The 14534-nt window shown below is 71.5% G+C and carries 18 protein-coding genes; 10 read left to right on the top strand and 8 right to left on the bottom strand.

The features are described 5' to 3' along the window. Positions 1 to 147 precede the first annotated feature (147 nt). Positions 148 to 1914 carry an IlvD/Edd family dehydratase gene (locus tag ACWDN5_RS42480; protein ID WP_449680252.1) on the top strand — a complete coding sequence of 589 codons (1767 nt, stop codon included), beginning with the start codon at positions 148 to 150 and terminating at the stop codon, positions 1912 to 1914. Positions 1915 to 1977: 63 nt separating this feature from the next. Continuing rightward, the gene (locus ACWDN5_RS42475) at positions 1978 to 2274 is read left to right on the top strand and encodes a DUF3040 domain-containing protein (protein ID WP_310970565.1); all 297 of its coding nucleotides are present in this window, start codon (positions 1978 to 1980) and stop codon (positions 2272 to 2274) included. A gap of 69 nt (positions 2275 to 2343) precedes the next feature. On the opposite strand, the gene ACWDN5_RS42470 is transcribed toward ACWDN5_RS42475, so the two are convergent. Beyond that, a complete protein-coding gene (locus ACWDN5_RS42470; protein WP_310970564.1) occupies positions 2344 to 2760 on the bottom strand; it encodes a CBS domain-containing protein in 417 nt (138 codons plus the stop codon). 88 nt (positions 2761 to 2848) lie between these two features. Between ACWDN5_RS42470 and ACWDN5_RS42465 the strand changes: the two genes are divergently transcribed. Then, positions 2849 to 3475 carry a UdgX family uracil-DNA binding protein gene (locus ACWDN5_RS42465; protein WP_449680251.1) on the top strand — a complete coding sequence of 209 codons (627 nt, stop codon included), beginning with the start codon at positions 2849 to 2851 and terminating at the stop codon, positions 3473 to 3475. Here ACWDN5_RS42465 and ligD (ACWDN5_RS42460) read toward each other — a convergent pair. From ligD (ACWDN5_RS42460) to ACWDN5_RS42445, 4 genes are read right to left on the bottom strand one after another with little or no spacing between them, the layout of a single operon-like run. Continuing rightward, complete coding sequence (gene ligD, locus ACWDN5_RS42460) at positions 3465 to 4331, bottom strand: non-homologous end-joining DNA ligase (RefSeq protein WP_449680250.1); 867 nt, start codon at positions 4329 to 4331, stop codon at positions 3465 to 3467. The genes ACWDN5_RS42465 and ligD (ACWDN5_RS42460) overlap by 11 nt on opposite strands. Next, complete coding sequence (gene ligD / locus ACWDN5_RS42455; protein ID WP_449680249.1) at positions 4328 to 5272, bottom strand: non-homologous end-joining DNA ligase; 945 nt, start codon at positions 5270 to 5272, stop codon at positions 4328 to 4330. The genes ligD (ACWDN5_RS42460) and ligD (ACWDN5_RS42455) overlap by 4 nt, the downstream gene beginning before the upstream one ends. Then, positions 5269 to 6201, bottom strand: a complete 933-nt coding sequence (gene ku / locus ACWDN5_RS42450) for a non-homologous end joining protein Ku (protein WP_449680248.1) — start codon at positions 6199 to 6201, stop codon at positions 5269 to 5271. The genes ligD (ACWDN5_RS42455) and ku overlap by 4 nt, the downstream gene beginning before the upstream one ends. Positions 6202 to 6216: 15 nt before the next feature. Further along, on the bottom strand, positions 6217 to 6411 hold the full coding sequence (locus ACWDN5_RS42445) for a hypothetical protein (protein WP_310970556.1): 195 nt from the start codon (positions 6409 to 6411) through the stop codon (positions 6217 to 6219). 176 nt (positions 6412 to 6587) lie between these two features. Here ACWDN5_RS42445 and ACWDN5_RS42440 point away from each other — a divergent pair, with 176 nt between their 5' ends. Further along, complete coding sequence (locus ACWDN5_RS42440) at positions 6588 to 6806, top strand: hypothetical protein (RefSeq protein ID WP_310970554.1); 219 nt, start codon at positions 6588 to 6590, stop codon at positions 6804 to 6806. A 19-nt stretch (positions 6807 to 6825) separates the two neighbouring features. Here ACWDN5_RS42440 and ACWDN5_RS42435 read toward each other — a convergent pair whose 3' ends face one another. Then, positions 6826 to 7557, bottom strand: coding sequence for an ANTAR domain-containing response regulator (locus ACWDN5_RS42435; protein ID WP_191314477.1), 732 nt, complete (start codon positions 7555 to 7557; stop codon positions 6826 to 6828). A 293-nt stretch (positions 7558 to 7850) separates the two neighbouring features. On the opposite strand from ACWDN5_RS42435, the gene ACWDN5_RS42430 reads away from it, so the two are divergent. After that, entirely contained in the window at positions 7851 to 8204 is a 354-nt protein-coding gene (locus ACWDN5_RS42430) for an STAS domain-containing protein (RefSeq protein WP_310970550.1), read from the top strand. Here the strand turns inward: ACWDN5_RS42430 and ACWDN5_RS42425 are convergent. Then, positions 8201 to 9166 (bottom strand): TIGR03557 family F420-dependent LLM class oxidoreductase, encoded by a 966-nt coding sequence (locus ACWDN5_RS42425; RefSeq protein ID WP_449680247.1) that lies wholly within the window; start codon positions 9164 to 9166, stop codon positions 8201 to 8203. The genes ACWDN5_RS42430 and ACWDN5_RS42425 overlap by 4 nt on opposite strands. Before the next feature lie 120 nt (positions 9167 to 9286). On the opposite strand from ACWDN5_RS42425, the gene ACWDN5_RS42420 reads away from it, so the two are divergent. From ACWDN5_RS42420 to ACWDN5_RS42410, 3 genes are all read left to right on the top strand, one after another. Continuing rightward, entirely contained in the window at positions 9287 to 9616 is a 330-nt protein-coding gene (locus ACWDN5_RS42420; RefSeq protein WP_310970547.1) for a plasmid stabilization protein, read from the top strand. Positions 9617 to 9678: 62 nt separating this feature from the next. Continuing rightward, the gene (locus ACWDN5_RS42415) at positions 9679 to 10128 is read left to right on the top strand and encodes an ATP-binding protein (RefSeq protein ID WP_310970546.1); all 450 of its coding nucleotides are present in this window, start codon (positions 9679 to 9681) and stop codon (positions 10126 to 10128) included. After that, a complete protein-coding gene (locus tag ACWDN5_RS42410; protein WP_449680246.1) occupies positions 10125 to 10916 on the top strand; it encodes a SigB/SigF/SigG family RNA polymerase sigma factor in 792 nt (263 codons plus the stop codon). The genes ACWDN5_RS42415 and ACWDN5_RS42410 overlap by 4 nt, the downstream gene beginning before the upstream one ends. Positions 10917 to 11555: 639 nt before the next feature. On the opposite strand, the gene ACWDN5_RS42405 is transcribed toward ACWDN5_RS42410, so the two are convergent. Continuing rightward, the gene (locus tag ACWDN5_RS42405; protein WP_449680245.1) at positions 11556 to 13055 is read right to left on the bottom strand and encodes a CYTH and CHAD domain-containing protein; all 1500 of its coding nucleotides are present in this window, start codon (positions 13053 to 13055) and stop codon (positions 11556 to 11558) included. 126 nt (positions 13056 to 13181) lie between these two features. On the opposite strand from ACWDN5_RS42405, the gene ACWDN5_RS42400 reads away from it, so the two are divergent. Together ACWDN5_RS42400 and ACWDN5_RS42395 are read left to right on the top strand one after the other, a co-directional pair. Beyond that, positions 13182 to 13703, top strand: coding sequence for a hemerythrin domain-containing protein (locus ACWDN5_RS42400; RefSeq protein ID WP_449680244.1), 522 nt, complete (start codon positions 13182 to 13184; stop codon positions 13701 to 13703). Between the two features lie 41 nt (positions 13704 to 13744). Then, positions 13745 to 14473 carry an ANTAR domain-containing protein gene (locus ACWDN5_RS42395; RefSeq protein WP_449680243.1) on the top strand — a complete coding sequence of 243 codons (729 nt, stop codon included), beginning with the start codon at positions 13745 to 13747 and terminating at the stop codon, positions 14471 to 14473. Positions 14474 to 14534 lie beyond the last annotated feature (61 nt).

Raw genomic sequence — 14534 nt, 5'->3', positions numbered from 1 at the left:
CAAACGCGCCGCGGATCATCGGCAAGAAGGACCACGACGGCCGCACGCTGTTCACCGAACTCGGCGAACTGGACCCGGACGGCATCGCCGCCGGCGCGGCATTCGCGGGGCGTGCATTCCGGAACCGCCGTTGCCAGACTGGCCGGTATGGGACTGCGCAGCGAAGCTTGGTTCAACAACCCCGCCGACCCCGGGATGACCGCGCTCTACCTCGAGCGGTACCAGAACTGGGGCCTGACCCGGGAGGAGCTGCAGTCCGGCAAGCCGATCATCGGCATCGCGCAGACCGGCTCCGATCTCACCCCCTGCAACCGCCACCACCTGCAGCTGGCCGACCGGACCCGCGAGGGCATCCGCGAGGCCGGCGGGATCGCGATCGAGTTCCCGGTCCACCCCATCCAGGAGACCGGCAAGCGCCCGACCGCGGCCCTGGACCGCAATCTCGCCTACCTCGGCCTGGTGGAAACGCTCTACGGCTACCCGATCGACGGTGTCGTGCTCACCACCGGCTGCGACAAGACCACCCCGGCGTGCCTGATGGCCGCCGCGACCGTGGACCTCCCGGCCATCGTGCTGTCCGGTGGCCCGATGCTCAACGGCTGGTTCGACGGGCAGCGCACCGGCTCGGGCACCATCATCTGGAAGGCGCGGGAACTGCTCGCCGCCGGCGAGATCGACGACGCCGGGTTCATGGAGCTCGTCGCGTCGTCCGCGCCCTCCCCCGGGCACTGCAACACGATGGGCACGGCGTCGACGATGAACGCGCTCGCCGAAGCCCTCGGGATGAGCCTGCCCGGCTGCGCGGCCATCCCGGCCCCGCACCGCGACCGCGCGCGGATGGCCTACCGGACCGGGCTGCGGATCGTCGAGATGGTCCGCGAAGACCTCAAGCCGTCGGACATCCTGACGCGCGCGGCCTTCGAGAACGCCATCGTGGTGAGCTCGGCGATCGGCGGCTCGACCAACGCCCCGATCCACCTCGGCGCGATCGCCCGGCACATCGGGGTCGACCTGCCCCTCGACGACTGGCAGCGGCTCGGCCACGCCGTCCCGCTGCTGGTCGACCTGCAGCCCGCGGGCAAGTACCTCGGCGAGGAGTTCCACCGCGCGGGCGGTGTCCCGGCCGTGGTGCACGAGCTGATGCGGCACGGCCTGATCCACGAGGACGCGCCCACCGTCAACGGCCGCTCCCTGGGCGACAACTGCCGCACCGCCGAGGCCGGCGACCGGGACGTCATCCGGACGTTCGACACCGCCCTCACCCCCGACGCCGGCTTCCTGGTACTGAAGGGCAACCTGTTCGACGCGGCGATCATGAAGTCCAGCGTGATCTCGCCGGAGTTCCGGCAACGGTACCTGGCCGGCGGGGTCTACGAGGGCACCGCGGTCGTGTTCGACGGTCCCGAGGACTACCACGCCCGCATCGACGACCCGGACCTCGGCGTCGACGAGCACTCGCTGCTGGTCATGCGCGGCACCGGCCCGCTCGGCTACCCGGGTTCGGCGGAGGTGGTCAACATGCGCCCGCCCGCCGAGCTGATCAAGCGCGGCGTGCACGAGCTGCCCTGCCTCGGCGACGGCCGCCAGTCGGGCACCTCCGGGTCGCCGTCGATCCTCAACGCCTCCCCCGAGGCCGCGGCGGGCGGCGGCCTCGCCGTGCTGCGGACCGGCGACCGGGTCCGGATCGACCTCGGCGCCGGCACCGCCGACGTGCTGATCCCCGACGACGAACTCGCGCGGCGCCACCGGGAACTGGCCGAGGCGGGCGGGTACCCGGTGCCGGAATCGCAGACGCCGTGGCAGGAGATCCAGCGGTCGATGACCGACCAGCTCTGCGACGGCATGGTGCTGCGGCCCGCCGTGGCCTACCAGCGCATCGCGGCGACGAAGGGAATTCCCCGCGACAACCACTGATTCCGGTGCTTCGGCGCGGCGGAAAACGGGTATCCCCGCGATAGCCGAGGCGAGGAGGCCCCCATGCTCCCGGATCGTGAACGCCACGCCCTGCGCGAGATCGAAGCGGAGCTCCAAGCGAGCGATCCCGCGTTCGCCGCCGCCTTCAGCGGCCGCAAGCTGCGTTCGCCCCGGCGGTGGCCCCTGCTGCTGGTGCTCTGCGACATCACGGCGGTGGTGATGCTGCTCGTCGGGCTGTTCGCGCGGGACGCCGTGCTGGTGCTCTGGGGCACGGTGGGCGCGGGCGCGCTGGTGGCCTGGCACATCGCCCGCGCCGAGGCGGCCCATGAGTCCACTGAGGACGGTGCCGTCACCCCCTGACGCACACCGCGGTACGGCCGCCCCCGGAAACTCGCGCCGGGGGCGGCCGTACTGCGTCGAGACGCCGGGTCAGTCGTAGGACAGGGCCTCGACCAGCTCGCCGGCGGTCGGGTTGGACAGCGCCCGGGCCACGTCGGCCTGGGCGACGATGCCGACCAGGTCGTGCCCGTCGATCACCGGAAGCCGGCGGACGCGGTGCTCGGACATCGTGCGCAGGATCTCCTGGGCGTCGTCGTCCGCGCCGATCGTCACGACCTCGCCCTGGGCGAGCTCGCCGACGTGCAGCGCCCGCGGGTCCTTGCCCTCGGCCAGGACCTTCACCACGATGTCGCGGTCGGTGATCATGCCCTTCAGGCGGTTGTCCTCACCGCAGATCGGCAGGGCGCCGACACCCTTCTGCGCCATGGTGACCGCGGCGTCGTGCACGGTGTCCGACTCACGGGCGCAGGTCGCGTCCGACGTCATGATGTCGCGTGCGGTGGTCATCGTGAACTCCTTTCTCCAGTGCGGTTGTCCTGCGGCTACCCGGGCCGGGCACGTTTACCCGCGGCCCGGACCGGGAATTTCGCCGCACATGCCGGATTCCCGCGGTGTCGAGCCGCCGGACACCACCGACCTCGCCCGGTTGCGGTCGGCGGCGTCCGGCTGCCAGGGGTGCCACCTGTACCAGGACGCCACGCAGACGGTCTTCGGCGAGGGCTCGGCCGGGGCGAAGGTGCTCGTCGTCGGCGAGCAGCCGGGCGACAAGGAGGACCTCGCCGGCGAGCCCTTCGTGGGCCCCGCCGGGAAGCTGCTGGACCGCGCCTTCGAGGAAGCCGGCTTCGACCGTGGTGCCCTGTACGTCACCAACGCGGTCAAGCACTTCAAGTTCAAGCGCGAGGGGAAGCGCCGCATCCACCAGAAGCCGGGCCGCACCGAGGTGGTCGCGTGCCGCCCGTGGCTGCTGTCGGAACTGCGTGCGGTGCACCCGGACCTGGTGCTGCTGCTGGGCGCGACGGCCGCGCAGGCGCTGCTGGGACCGAAGTTCCGGTTGACCGCCCACCGGGGCGAGCCCCTGGAACCGCCGCCGGAGCTGGCCGAGCTGGTGCCGTCGGCGATGGCGACGGTCCACCCCTCGGCGGTGCTGCGGGCCCCCGACCGGGATGAGGCCTACGCGGCTTTCGTCGCCGACCTGAAAGCCGCGGGCAAGCTCATCGGGTGAGCTTCTTCAAAGCCTTCTCGGCCGAGCCGGCGTGCTCGTCGAGGTTCCGCCAGGGATCCTCCTTGCGGGCCAGCCGCTGCTTCTCCTTGCCCAGCGCCCAGCCGTCCGGGTCCGCCTTCCCCAGCTCGTGCCAGTCCAGCGGGGTCGCGGCCGCCGCCCCGGGGCGGGCGCGCAGCGAGTACGGGGCCACGAACGTCTGCGCGTACCCGTTGCGGTTGGCGTCCAGGAAGATCCGGTCGCCGCGCTTTTCCTTGCGCTGGGCGGTGGTCAGCCGATCGGGGTCGTCGCCGGCGACGCGGTCGGCGAGGGCGCGCGACAGCGCCAGCACGGTCTCGGTGTCCGACTTCGCGTCCAGCGGCGCGAGGACGTGGAACCCGCGGCCGCCGGTGGCCTGGACGAACGCCGTCAGGCCGGCCCGCTCGTAGTGGTCGCGGATGCGCCGCGCGACCGCGCGCAGCTCGGCGACCGGCGTGCCGTCCGGCGGGTCGAGGTCGAGCACCAGCCGGTCCGGGCGGTCCGGGGCGTCCACAGTGGACAACCAGACGTGGAACTCCACGGTTCCCTGGTTCGCCAGGTACTCCAGGGTTCCGGCGTCCTCGCACACGACGTACTCGTCGGTGCCGCCGCCGCTGCGGGGAACGCGCTCGACGCGGATCGAATCCGGGAAGTGCTCCCCCGGGTGCTTCTGGAACCAGCCCTGCTTCCCGATGCCGTCGGGGTAGCGCCGCAGGGTCAGGGGGCGGCCGCGCAGGTGCGGCAGCATGACGTCGGCGACGGCGCGGTAGTACTCGACGACGTCACCCTTGGTCAGGCCGTCCTCGGGGTAGAACACCTTGTCCGGGTGAGAAGTCTTCACGCGCGCTCCCGTACGACGTCCGCGGCCTTCTTGTCCTCGCGCAGCCCGGCGAACCGCGGGTGCCGCAGCCGCCCGTCCCGCGTCCACTCGGAGAAGCCGATCTGCGCGACCAGCTCGGGACGCACCCAGTGCGCGCCCGGCTCCTTGACCGGCCCGGCGAACGGCGACCGAGCCGTCTCCCGCGCCCGCAGCTGCGCGTGCAGCGACGTCAGGAGCTGCTCGTCGAAGCCGGTGCCGACCTTGCCGGCGTACCGGAGCGCACCGTCTTCGTGGTAGCCCAGCAGGAGCGCGCCGAAGCCGTGCCGGGCGCCCTGCGGGTCGGTGAAGCCGCCGATGACGAGTTCCTGCCCCTGCGCGCACTTGAACTTCAGCCAGTCGGGTGACCGCCCGTGGTGGTAGGGCGCGTCGGCCCGTTTGGCGATGACCCCTTCCCAGCCGCGTCGGCAGGCCTCGGCGAAGAACTTTTCGCCTTCGGTGTTGCGGTGGGACGACAGCCGGAGCGGGTCGGCGAAGTCGAAGGCGTCCCGCAGCAGCGCCTTCCGCTGCCGCAGCGGCAGGACCGTCGTGTCCTGGTCGTCGAAGTAGAGCAGGTCGAACAGGTAGTAGTAGACGCGCACGCCGGTGGCCCGGGCCCGCGCGGGGTCGCTGATGTGGATCCGGGGCTGCAGCGCGGCGAAGCTGGTGTTGGCGCCGTCGAAGGCGACGATCTCGCCGTCGGCGACGAACCGCGGGCCGCCCTGGGCGGCGAGGGCCTCGACGAGCTCCGGGTAGGCGTTGTCCATCACCTTGTGGTTGCGCGAATAGAGCGTCGGCGGGCCGTCGTCGCGCACGCAGATCGCGCGGACGCCGTCCAGCTTGCGTTCGAAGTTCCAGTCCTCGTCGGAGAACCGCCGGTCGGTGAGCGTGGCCAGGGTCGGCTCGCGCCAGCCAGGGCCGGTCACGACGCCTTCAGGGCCTTCTCGAGCTGGGCACGCGTCATCTTCGAGCGGCCCTTCACGCCCTGCTCTCGGGCCAGCTTGTCCAAATCGGACTTCGACAGCTCCGACAGCGGGGGCTTCTTCGCGGCCTTCTTCTTCGGTTCCTTGCCGCCGCTCTTGCGGTTCTTCACGCTGCGCGACAGGGCTTCGAACAGGTCGACGACGTCGGCGGAAGGCTCCGGCTCTTCTTCGTGGGCGATCTCCTTGCCGGCTTCCTTCGCCTTGATCAGCTCTTCGACGCGCTTGGAGTACTCGTCGCGGTAGTCCTCGGGCTTCCACGGCGCGGTCATCTCGTCGACCAGCGCGAGGGCCATGTCGAGCTCCTTGGGCCGCGGCTTCGGCAGCTGCGGCAGCTTGCCCATGACGTCCTTCGGCTTCCGCAGGTCGGCGACGAAGTGCAGCGTGTTGAGCACCATGACGTCTTCCCCGGCCCGGACGGCGGCGAGGTATTCCTTGCCGCGCAGCACGAACTTCGCGACGCCGGCCTTCTCGCTGCGGTCCATCGCCTGCAGCAGCAGGCCGTACGCCTTGGCGAAGTCCTCCTTCGCCAGCTTGAGCCAGTAGGTCTTGTCGAAGAACCACGGGTCGATCTCGTCGAGCTCGACGAACTGCTCGATGTCGATCCGGCGCGACCGCTCGGGGGCGATCTCGTCCAGCTCGTCCGGTTCGACGAGCACGTGGTCGCCGCCGCCGAGGTCGTAGCCCTTGACGATCTCGCCCTGGGTGACCTCTTCGCCGGTCCGCTCGTTGACCCGGCGGTTGCGGATCCGGTCCGACGTGCCGCGTTCGAACTGGTGGAAGTGGATCGTGTGGTCGGCCACCGCCGGGTACAGCTCCACCGGCACGGTGACCAGTCCCAGGCTCAGCGCGCCGCTCCAGACCGGCCGGGCCATGTCGTCCTCCCCGCCTCAGGCGACGTCGGTGCTGCGCTGACCGCTCCGGTGCAGCCCGAGCATGTCCAGCAGCCGCGCGCAGTCCTCCGGGTCCTTGGCCCGCGCCGCCACGGCCAGCGCGGCCTTGTGGCGCGTGCGCTCCAGTTCCGGTGAGTCGCCGTCGACCAGGAGGTCCGACACCGGCCGCAGGTCGTTCCGCTTGTCTCGCATGTTCCGCTCCCCTCCGGCAATCCCGTTCCCGTTCGCGGGCGGGTTACCCAGGATCACGACGGGCGACACGGCCGTCACCCAAGATCCGGGCCGACTAGGCCGAACGAGTGAATTCAGCCAGGTCCCGGCCTGGACACGGGCAAGGTGGTGAGACCCACGTCACACCAGGAGGCCGGATGGGCACCCAGCTCCGCATCAGCCGCGACGACGGCTCGCTGCCGTGCGAGGTGTGCGGGTTTCCGACGATGCACGTGGCCCAGGTGGTGGCCGACGACGGCACGGTGCTGGGCCGCACCCTGGTCTGCACGACGTGCCAGCGCGGCAAGCACCGCCCGGAACCCCCACCGGCCCCGATCGAGTCCGACGCACCCCCGGACGAAGTCCCGGCCGGCTGACCGCCCTGCCGCGACCGGCTCAAGCCGTCGTCGTGGCCACCGCCGCCACGAACTCCGCCGCCACCTCGTGGAGCTTGCGGTTGCCGTCCTGCGAGCGCTTCACCAGCCGCTGGAACGCTTCCTCCGCCGTGATCCGGTGGGCCGCCATCAGGATCCCCTTGGCCTGGTCGATCACCGCGCGGGTCTCCAGCGCCCGGTTCAGCTGGTCGACCAGCTCCCGCGCCGCGAAGTACCGCCGGGCGCTGCGCAGGCCGAACACCACCGTCGCCGTGTACAGCTCGAGGATCTTGGTGCCGAGCTCGCTGAAGCCGTGCTCGCCGAAGCCGAAGAGGTTCACCGCGCCCGACATGTCCTCGTCCACCGTCAGCGGGGCCGCGAGGAAACTCGCCACGCCCAGCTGCTCGGCCGAGGTCACGAACTGCGGCCACAGGTCCCCGACCGCGCCGACGCCGACGCGGACCGGCTGGCCCGTCTCGGCCGCGCGCAGGCACGGGCCGTCGCCGATGCGGTACTGCTCGCGGTCGAAGTTGACCGCCCGCTGGTCGGTGCTGGCCACGGTTTCCGGCACGCCGTCGCGCACCAGCGTGATGCTGGCCATGTCCGCCCCCGGAACCACCTGCACGACGTGGTCGCACACCGCCTGCAGCATCTGGCCGAGGTCGAGCTCGCTGTCCAGCATCGCGGTCAGCGACTCCATCGCGAGCGTGACTTCGTCCAGCCGCGCGGTGAGCTGCTCATGGCCGCCCGTCATCCTGGTGACGCCCCTCCTTCTTTCGACAGGGCGCTCTCAACCAGGGGGGACCCGGGCGCGCGCCACTAGTGGGCCGCTAGCGCTTTAACGGGTCCAGCGCGAGATTACTGCATCCCGGTCAGTCCGGGCACGAGCGGTCACCACCGCGGCGCGCCGCACGCCCGTTCGGAGCAACGACGGTTGCGGGCGGTCGGCGCAGGGTTAGTCTCGGGTGCACGGTTCAACCAGCAGCCGCTCGAACTCCCCGAGCGCGGCGCTGCGGCCGCGCCGCATCAGGACGGTGGCGAACCGGCATGAAATCCCGCTCCAGCTTGCGGCTGCGCACGGCGTGGCCCGCTCCGCACGCCGTTCTGGTGACCGCGCGCGGCGACCTCGACAGCGTGACCTCCGGCGACCTCGCCTCACTGCTGTCCGACCGCCTGTGGGCGACGCCGGAACGGCTGGTGGTCGACCTGTCCGAAGTGGACTTCCTCGGTGTGGCGGGGATCCGGGTGCTGCTGCACGCGGGGCTGCAGGCCGGGCAGGGCGGCACCGAGCTGCTCGTGGTCACCGGGACGAACCCGGTGGTCCGGCGGGCGTTGCGGGTGACCGGGGCGGACCACCGTCTCACGCTCGCCGAACGGCGGCCCGCCCCCGCACCGGCTTAGCCGCGCAGGGCCGGGAGCAGCTCCTTCTCGGCGAAGTCGAGGAAGCCGTCCTGCTGGTCACCGCCGATCTGGACGAGCGCGACGTCGGTGAAGCCCGCCTTCTCGAACTCCTGCACCACTTCGGCGATCGGCTCGACGTCGGGGCCGCACGGGATCGAGCCGGCGACGTCGTCCTCGCGGACGAACTGGGTCGCCCCGGCGAACCCGGCCGGTCCCGGCAGCTCGGCGTTGACCTTCCAGCCACCGGCGAACCAGCGGAACTGCTCGTGCGCGCGCTTGACGGCGGCGTCGCGGTCGGTGCCCCAGGACACGGGCAGCTGCCCGATCTTGCGGCTCGGCGCACCGCCCAGCTTCGTCGCGTCCCACTCCTGGGACAGCTCCGCCTTCGGCTCGACGGCGATCATCGCGTCGGCGACCGGGGCGAACCGCCGGATCGACTGCGAACCGGAGACGGCGACGCCGATCGGCGTCCGCTTCTCCGGCAGGTCCCACAGCTTCGCCGAGTCGACGCGGAAGTGCTTGCCCTCGTAGTCGAAGTAGCCGCCGTCGAAGAGGCCGCCAATGATCTGCACGGCCTCGGCGAGCATTTCGTGCCGGACGTTGGCCGGCGGCCAGCCCCGGCCGATGACGTGTTCGTTGAGGTTCTCCCCCGCCCCGAGGCCGAGGGTGAACCGGCCGCCCGAGAGCGCCTGCACGGTCGCCGCCTTCTGGGCCACCACCGCCGGGTGGTAGCGCATGGTCGGGCAGGTCACGTAGGTCATCAGCTCGGCGCGCTCGGTCACCTGGGTGACGGCGCCCAGCACGGCCCAGGCGTAGGGCGCGTGGCCCTGTTCGTCCAGCCAGGGCGAGTAGTGGTCGCTCATGACCTCGAAGTCGAAGCCGGCCCGTTCCGCACCGGCGGCGAACCGGACCAGGTCGCCCGGGCCGGCCTGCTCGGTCATCAGGGTGTAGCCGATCCGCATCGGCCCCTCCTCTCCATCGGCCCTCCGCGTACCCGTGAGGAGCAGGCAGTAACCACCGCGGCCGTGACGTTTGCCCCGCGATCAAGCGGGTACTCACCCCGCGAGACGAAGGGAGCCGGCATGCCTCAGTCGTGGAGCGGCAAGCGCGAACGCCAGTACGAGCACATCAAGGACTCGGCCGAGGACCGCGGCGCGAGCACGAAACGGGCTAAGGAGATCGCGGCACGGACGGTGAACAAGAACCGTGCGCAATCGGGTGAGTCCCGGCAGGCCAGCAAGACGTCACTGAAGGACAAATCGCCCCAGCAGCGCGGCGGCGAACGGTCCGGCAACCGCAAGGGCCCCGGTGGCCCGACGAAGGACCAGCTGTACAACGAAGCTAAAAAGAAGAACATCAACGGCCGCTCGAAGATGACCAAGAAGGAACTCGAACGGGCGCTGGGCCGGTGACCATTCCCGAAACGCCTGATCACGAAGTGTCAGCATTACACCGGATGGGTAGTACCTCCCGCATGGAAGAAACTCGAAGCGACAGCTCGTTCGGCGGCAAGCCGACCGTCGACGAGCTGCTCGACGAACTCGTCGAGCTGCGGCTCCCCGCGATGGCGGAGCAGATCCCGCTGGTCAGGATGCTCACGCACGGCGTGGTCTCGCGCGCGGACTTCGGGCTCGACGCCATCGCCGACGCCAAGATGGCGGTCGACGAGGCGTGCGCGCAGCTCGTCCAGCTGGCGGAGCTCGGCTCGCAGCTGCAGTGCCGCTTCCGCCTGGCCCCCGACGGCCTGCACGTCATCGTTTCGACCCGCTCGACCGACCCGCGGCCGCCGAGCGACCGCACGTTCGGCTGGCACGTCCTGACGACGCTGAGCCGGTCGGTGACCGCGCACTGCGACGCGCTGCCTGGTGGGGGTGCGGGCATCGTGACGATCGAGCTGGTGCTCAACCCGGGAACGAGCGCGTGAGCAGCGAGCGCAAAACCCTCCTCCACCGCCCGGACGAATATGCCCACTGCGAACCGCTGTTCGAGGAACTGGGTGGCCTCGACCCCGGTGACCCCCGCCGGGAGGTGGTCCGCAGCAAGCTGGTGACCGAGCTGCTGCCCCTGGCCGAGCACATCGCCACGCGGTTCTCGGGCCGCGGCGAGCCCCGCGAGGACCTGGTCCAGGTGGCCCGGATCGGCTTGATCAACGCGGTCGACCGCTTCGACCCGTCCCGCGGCCACGACTTCCTGTCGTTCGCGGTGCCGACGATCATGGGCGAGGTCCGCAGGCACTTCCGCGACACGGGCTGGTCGGTCCGGGTCCCCCGCAGGCTGAAGGAGCTGCACCTGTCGTTGAGCCAGGGATCGGCGGTGCTGTCCCAGCGCCTGGGCCGCGCCCCGACGCCGACGGAGCTGGCGGAGCACTTGAACCTGGACGTCGACGAGGTCCGCGAGGGCCTGCTGGCGGGCAACGCGTACCAGGCACTCTCGGTCGACAAGCCAGTCCACGACGACGCGGAGGCGTTGTCCCTGGCGGACACGATGGGCGAGCCGGACCACGAGATGGCGATGGTGGAGAACCACGAGGCCCTCCAGCCGTTGCTGCAGGAACTCCCCAAGCGCGAGCGAGCCATCCTGGTGATGAGGTTCTTCGGCGGCTTGACCCAGACGCAGATCGCGGACCGGGTGGGCATTTCCCAGATGCACGTATCCCGCCTGCTGTCGCAGACGCTGGAGCAGCTCCGCGGAAAGCTCACCGGCGAGGGTTGAGGGGAACGGCCGGTTGCCGGAGGCGGCCGCGCTGTCGCTCGGTAAGTGCGCCCGCGCCTCCAGCCCGGGTTCGCAGGCCGCAGGCCGCAGCGCGCGGCCCACGGCCCCACGGCTCGCGGTCCCACGGCCCCGCGGCTCTGCGGCTCTGCAGCCCCACGGCCCGAGCTCACGGCCCCGCGGCTCCACGGCCCCACGGCCCCACGGCCCACGGCCCCACGACCACGGCCCCGCAGTCTCGCAGCCTGCGGCCTTCTCCAAAACCGGCGCCCCAAGCCCGGCAGCAAGACAAAGGCACCGTTCCGGCCACACCCCCCTGCCGACCCGATACGCAGCCGAATCAGCGGCCGACAGACCGGGTCAAGGCACGCTTTCCCGCCTTGACGCGGTCTGTCGGCCGTTGAACAATCGAGCGTTCGGGCCGGCGGGGAATCACCCAGGCAGGATCACCCCACGAGCATCAGCCCGGCAGAGCTCAAAACGGCAGCGCTCAAACGGCAGAGCCCACAACGGCAGCGCTTCACCGCCCGGGCTCATCCCGGTAGCCCACCCGCCAAAGCTTCACCGCCCGAACTCACCCCGGCAGCCCCCACCCGCCAGAGCTTCACCCCCGGACTCATCCCAGCAGCCGAACAGCCGGCCTCACCCGAGCCACCCCGGCCGATCCCCCTTCCGAAGCCGCCGCCACTCCCTCCGGAAACCCGACCGCAACTCCCGAGCCCGCCCCTCATCCCGGGCATACAACACCCCGAATGCGAACGTGTTCTGCCCTTCCCCCTGCCCGGCGATCGCCAGGTGCCGCAGAACCTCGCGCCCGACCACCGTGTCCTGGTGCTCCCCCAGCGTCTCCTGAACAGCCTTCACGTTCTTCCGCCAAGCCCGCAGCTTCTTCCCGTAAACCGGCTTCACGGTGTCCGCGGCATACCGAGCCCGCTTCGCCTTCTTCCGCACTTCGTGCAGGGCCACCTCGATGTCTTCCCCATGAGCCGCGGCCTCGGCGCGGCGCAGCTTCCGAGCGGCCTTCCGCAACGGCTTCCGCAGGCCGGCCTTCGCCGGCTTGCGCGCCGCCGCGGTCAGCGGCGGGTCCTCCAGCAGCGCGTCCAACGACCGCAGCAACGCCAAATACCGCTTCCCGGTCAACGCCTCCAGCGCACGCGTCCGCGCTTCCTCCGCCTCCCGGGCGAACTGCCGGGTGAGGAACTGCCGCAGCGGCCCGAACACCAGCTCCGACGGCACCTCGTCCAGCTGCTCCCGGAGCCGCTCCTCCGCCACCTCGGTGTCCCGGAACGGTGACAACTGACGCCCCAGCCACTGCAGTTCGCCGACAACCCCCGAGGACTCGACCACCGAATCGAACGTCCGCAGCGTGCTCCGCAGCTTCCGGATCGCCACCCGCATCTGGTGCACCGCGTCATCGGCATCCAGCCGGACGCCGACGTCCGCCCGGCGCAATCGCCCGTAGTGCTCCCGCAGGGAAGCGAGCACCACCTCTCCCGCGGACGGTTTCTTCCCCACCCGCGGCGCAGCCGGAACCCGGTCGCCGACGAGCCGGCGCAGTTTCGACGACCACGGCGACGCCGAAGCTCCCGCTTCGGTCAACGCCCGATCGAACTCCTCGAGCAACTCCGGCGCCGCCGACGGGTCCAGTTCGAGCTCGAGTTCACGCCACTCGTCGAGCCGCGCGGTCGCGCCGCCCGCTTCGCCGGTCACGTGGTCGTCGGTGAGGACGGCGATCGTCTGCCCGTCGGCGCCGGCCAGGCGGTGGGAAAACCGATCGGTCCGCAGGTGCGCGATCGGCACCAGCTTCTCCCCCAGCGTGTACGCCCGCACCAGCCGCCGAAGCCGGCCGGGCACCTTGTGCGGGTCGCCGCCCAGCGGCAGCTGCAGTTCCTGGCGCTCGTCGGCCGACACCGGCAGCTTCAGGTGCCAGCCGGCGTCCGGGCCGCCCACCCGTCGCCGCAGGGTGATGCCGGCCCGGGCCAGCCGGAACGTCGAGGTGTCGTAATAGGACGCGTCGAGCACGTGTTCCACCGGGTCGTCCTGGGTTTCGACGCCGCCGACGCCGATCAGGCGGGGCACGCCGCTGCCCGCGACGATCTCGTACTTGCGTTCGCGCTCGGTCACCGACGACGGCGCTGCCATGGTTCGTCCTCCCTGGGGCCGGGTTCACCGGATGGGTACCCGAGCGGCGCGGGGCCGACACGGGATTCGGCGCCGGGGCAGCGGGTATCCGGTTCTGCAGTACCCGAGCCCGGACCAGGAGAGTGCATGAACGGCAACCAGCCCGCAACCGACCTGACGACCGTCCTCGCCGGCGACCACCGCGAGCTCGACCGGCTCTGCACCGAGCTCGAGCTCGGCCAGGGCAGCCCGGAGAACCGCAAGGACCTCGCCGATCACCTGATCGCGGAACTGGTCCGGCACTCCGTCGCCGAAGAGCCCTACCTCGACGGCGACGGCGACCTCGCCGAAGCGGACGGCCTGATGCGGCAGCTCGAAGGCACCGGACCGCAGGAAACCCGCTTCGAGCGCCTGCTGGGCGGGCTGATCCGGGCCGTCCGGCGGCACGTCCGCGAGGAAGGGCCCGCGGCCGTGCGCGAGATCCGGCGCACCTGCTCCCCCGAGCGGCAGACCGAATTGGGCAGACAGGTCCTCGAAACCCGCGAAGCCGCGGCGACGCTGCCGCACCCCGGCCTCGCCGACCGGGTGCCCCAGGCCGACCAGCTGTGGCCGGGCCCGGGGTTCGTCGACCGGGCCCGTGCCGCCCTCCGGACCCCGGCATCGGGTTGAATGGGCAGTCGCGACCCCGAGCAGGAAGACAGTGAGGACCCATGAGCGTCGGCGAAGAGGAGTGGGCCCGGGACCGGGCCTGGTTCGGGCAGGACGGTGAACCCCGGCCCGGGCCGCTGGCCCGGCAGTTCGCCGACCTCACGCGGACCCTGCTCGACGTGACGCCGACCGCCGGCGGGGTGCTCAAGCTCGTCGTCGGGGCCGCGGCCGCGCTCGTCCCGGACGCCGACCTGGTCAGCGTCACCCTGCGCGACGCCGACGGCCGCTACCACACCCCGGTCGAGACCGACCCGATCGCCGAACGGCTCGACCAGGTGCAGTACGACCACCAGGAAGGCCCCTGCGTGGAATCGGCCCGCCCGGACGGCCCGGCCGCCGGCTGGTCGCAGGACCTGGGCCGGGACCCGCGCTGGCCGGCGTTCGGCCCGGCCGCCGCCCGCCACGGCTTCCACTCGGTACTGGCCACCGCGCTCCTCCCGGACGCCCGGCCGCCGCGGCTTTCCGGCGCGCTCAACATCTACTCGCGCACCCCGGGCGCGTTCGACGCCCGGGCGATCGACACCGCGCTGCTGCTGGCGACGCACGCATCGCTGGCGCTGACCCACACCCAGGCCGTGGCCTCGGCCGAGCTGGAGTCGGCGCACCTGCGCCGGGCGGTCGACAGCCGGGACGTGATCGGCCAGGCCAAGGGCATCCTGATGCAGCGGCGCGGCATCACCGCGGACGAGGCCTTCGACGCCGGGCCGATCAGTGGCGTCTCGGCCTCGTAGAACCGGTCGCCGATCTTCGCTTCGTCGACGCCGCAGTGCGTGAAGAGCGCGAAGTTCGGCA

The organism is Amycolatopsis sp. NPDC003731 (genome assembly GCF_053586895.1).
This window is presented reverse-complemented; position numbering and strand designations above follow the sequence as displayed.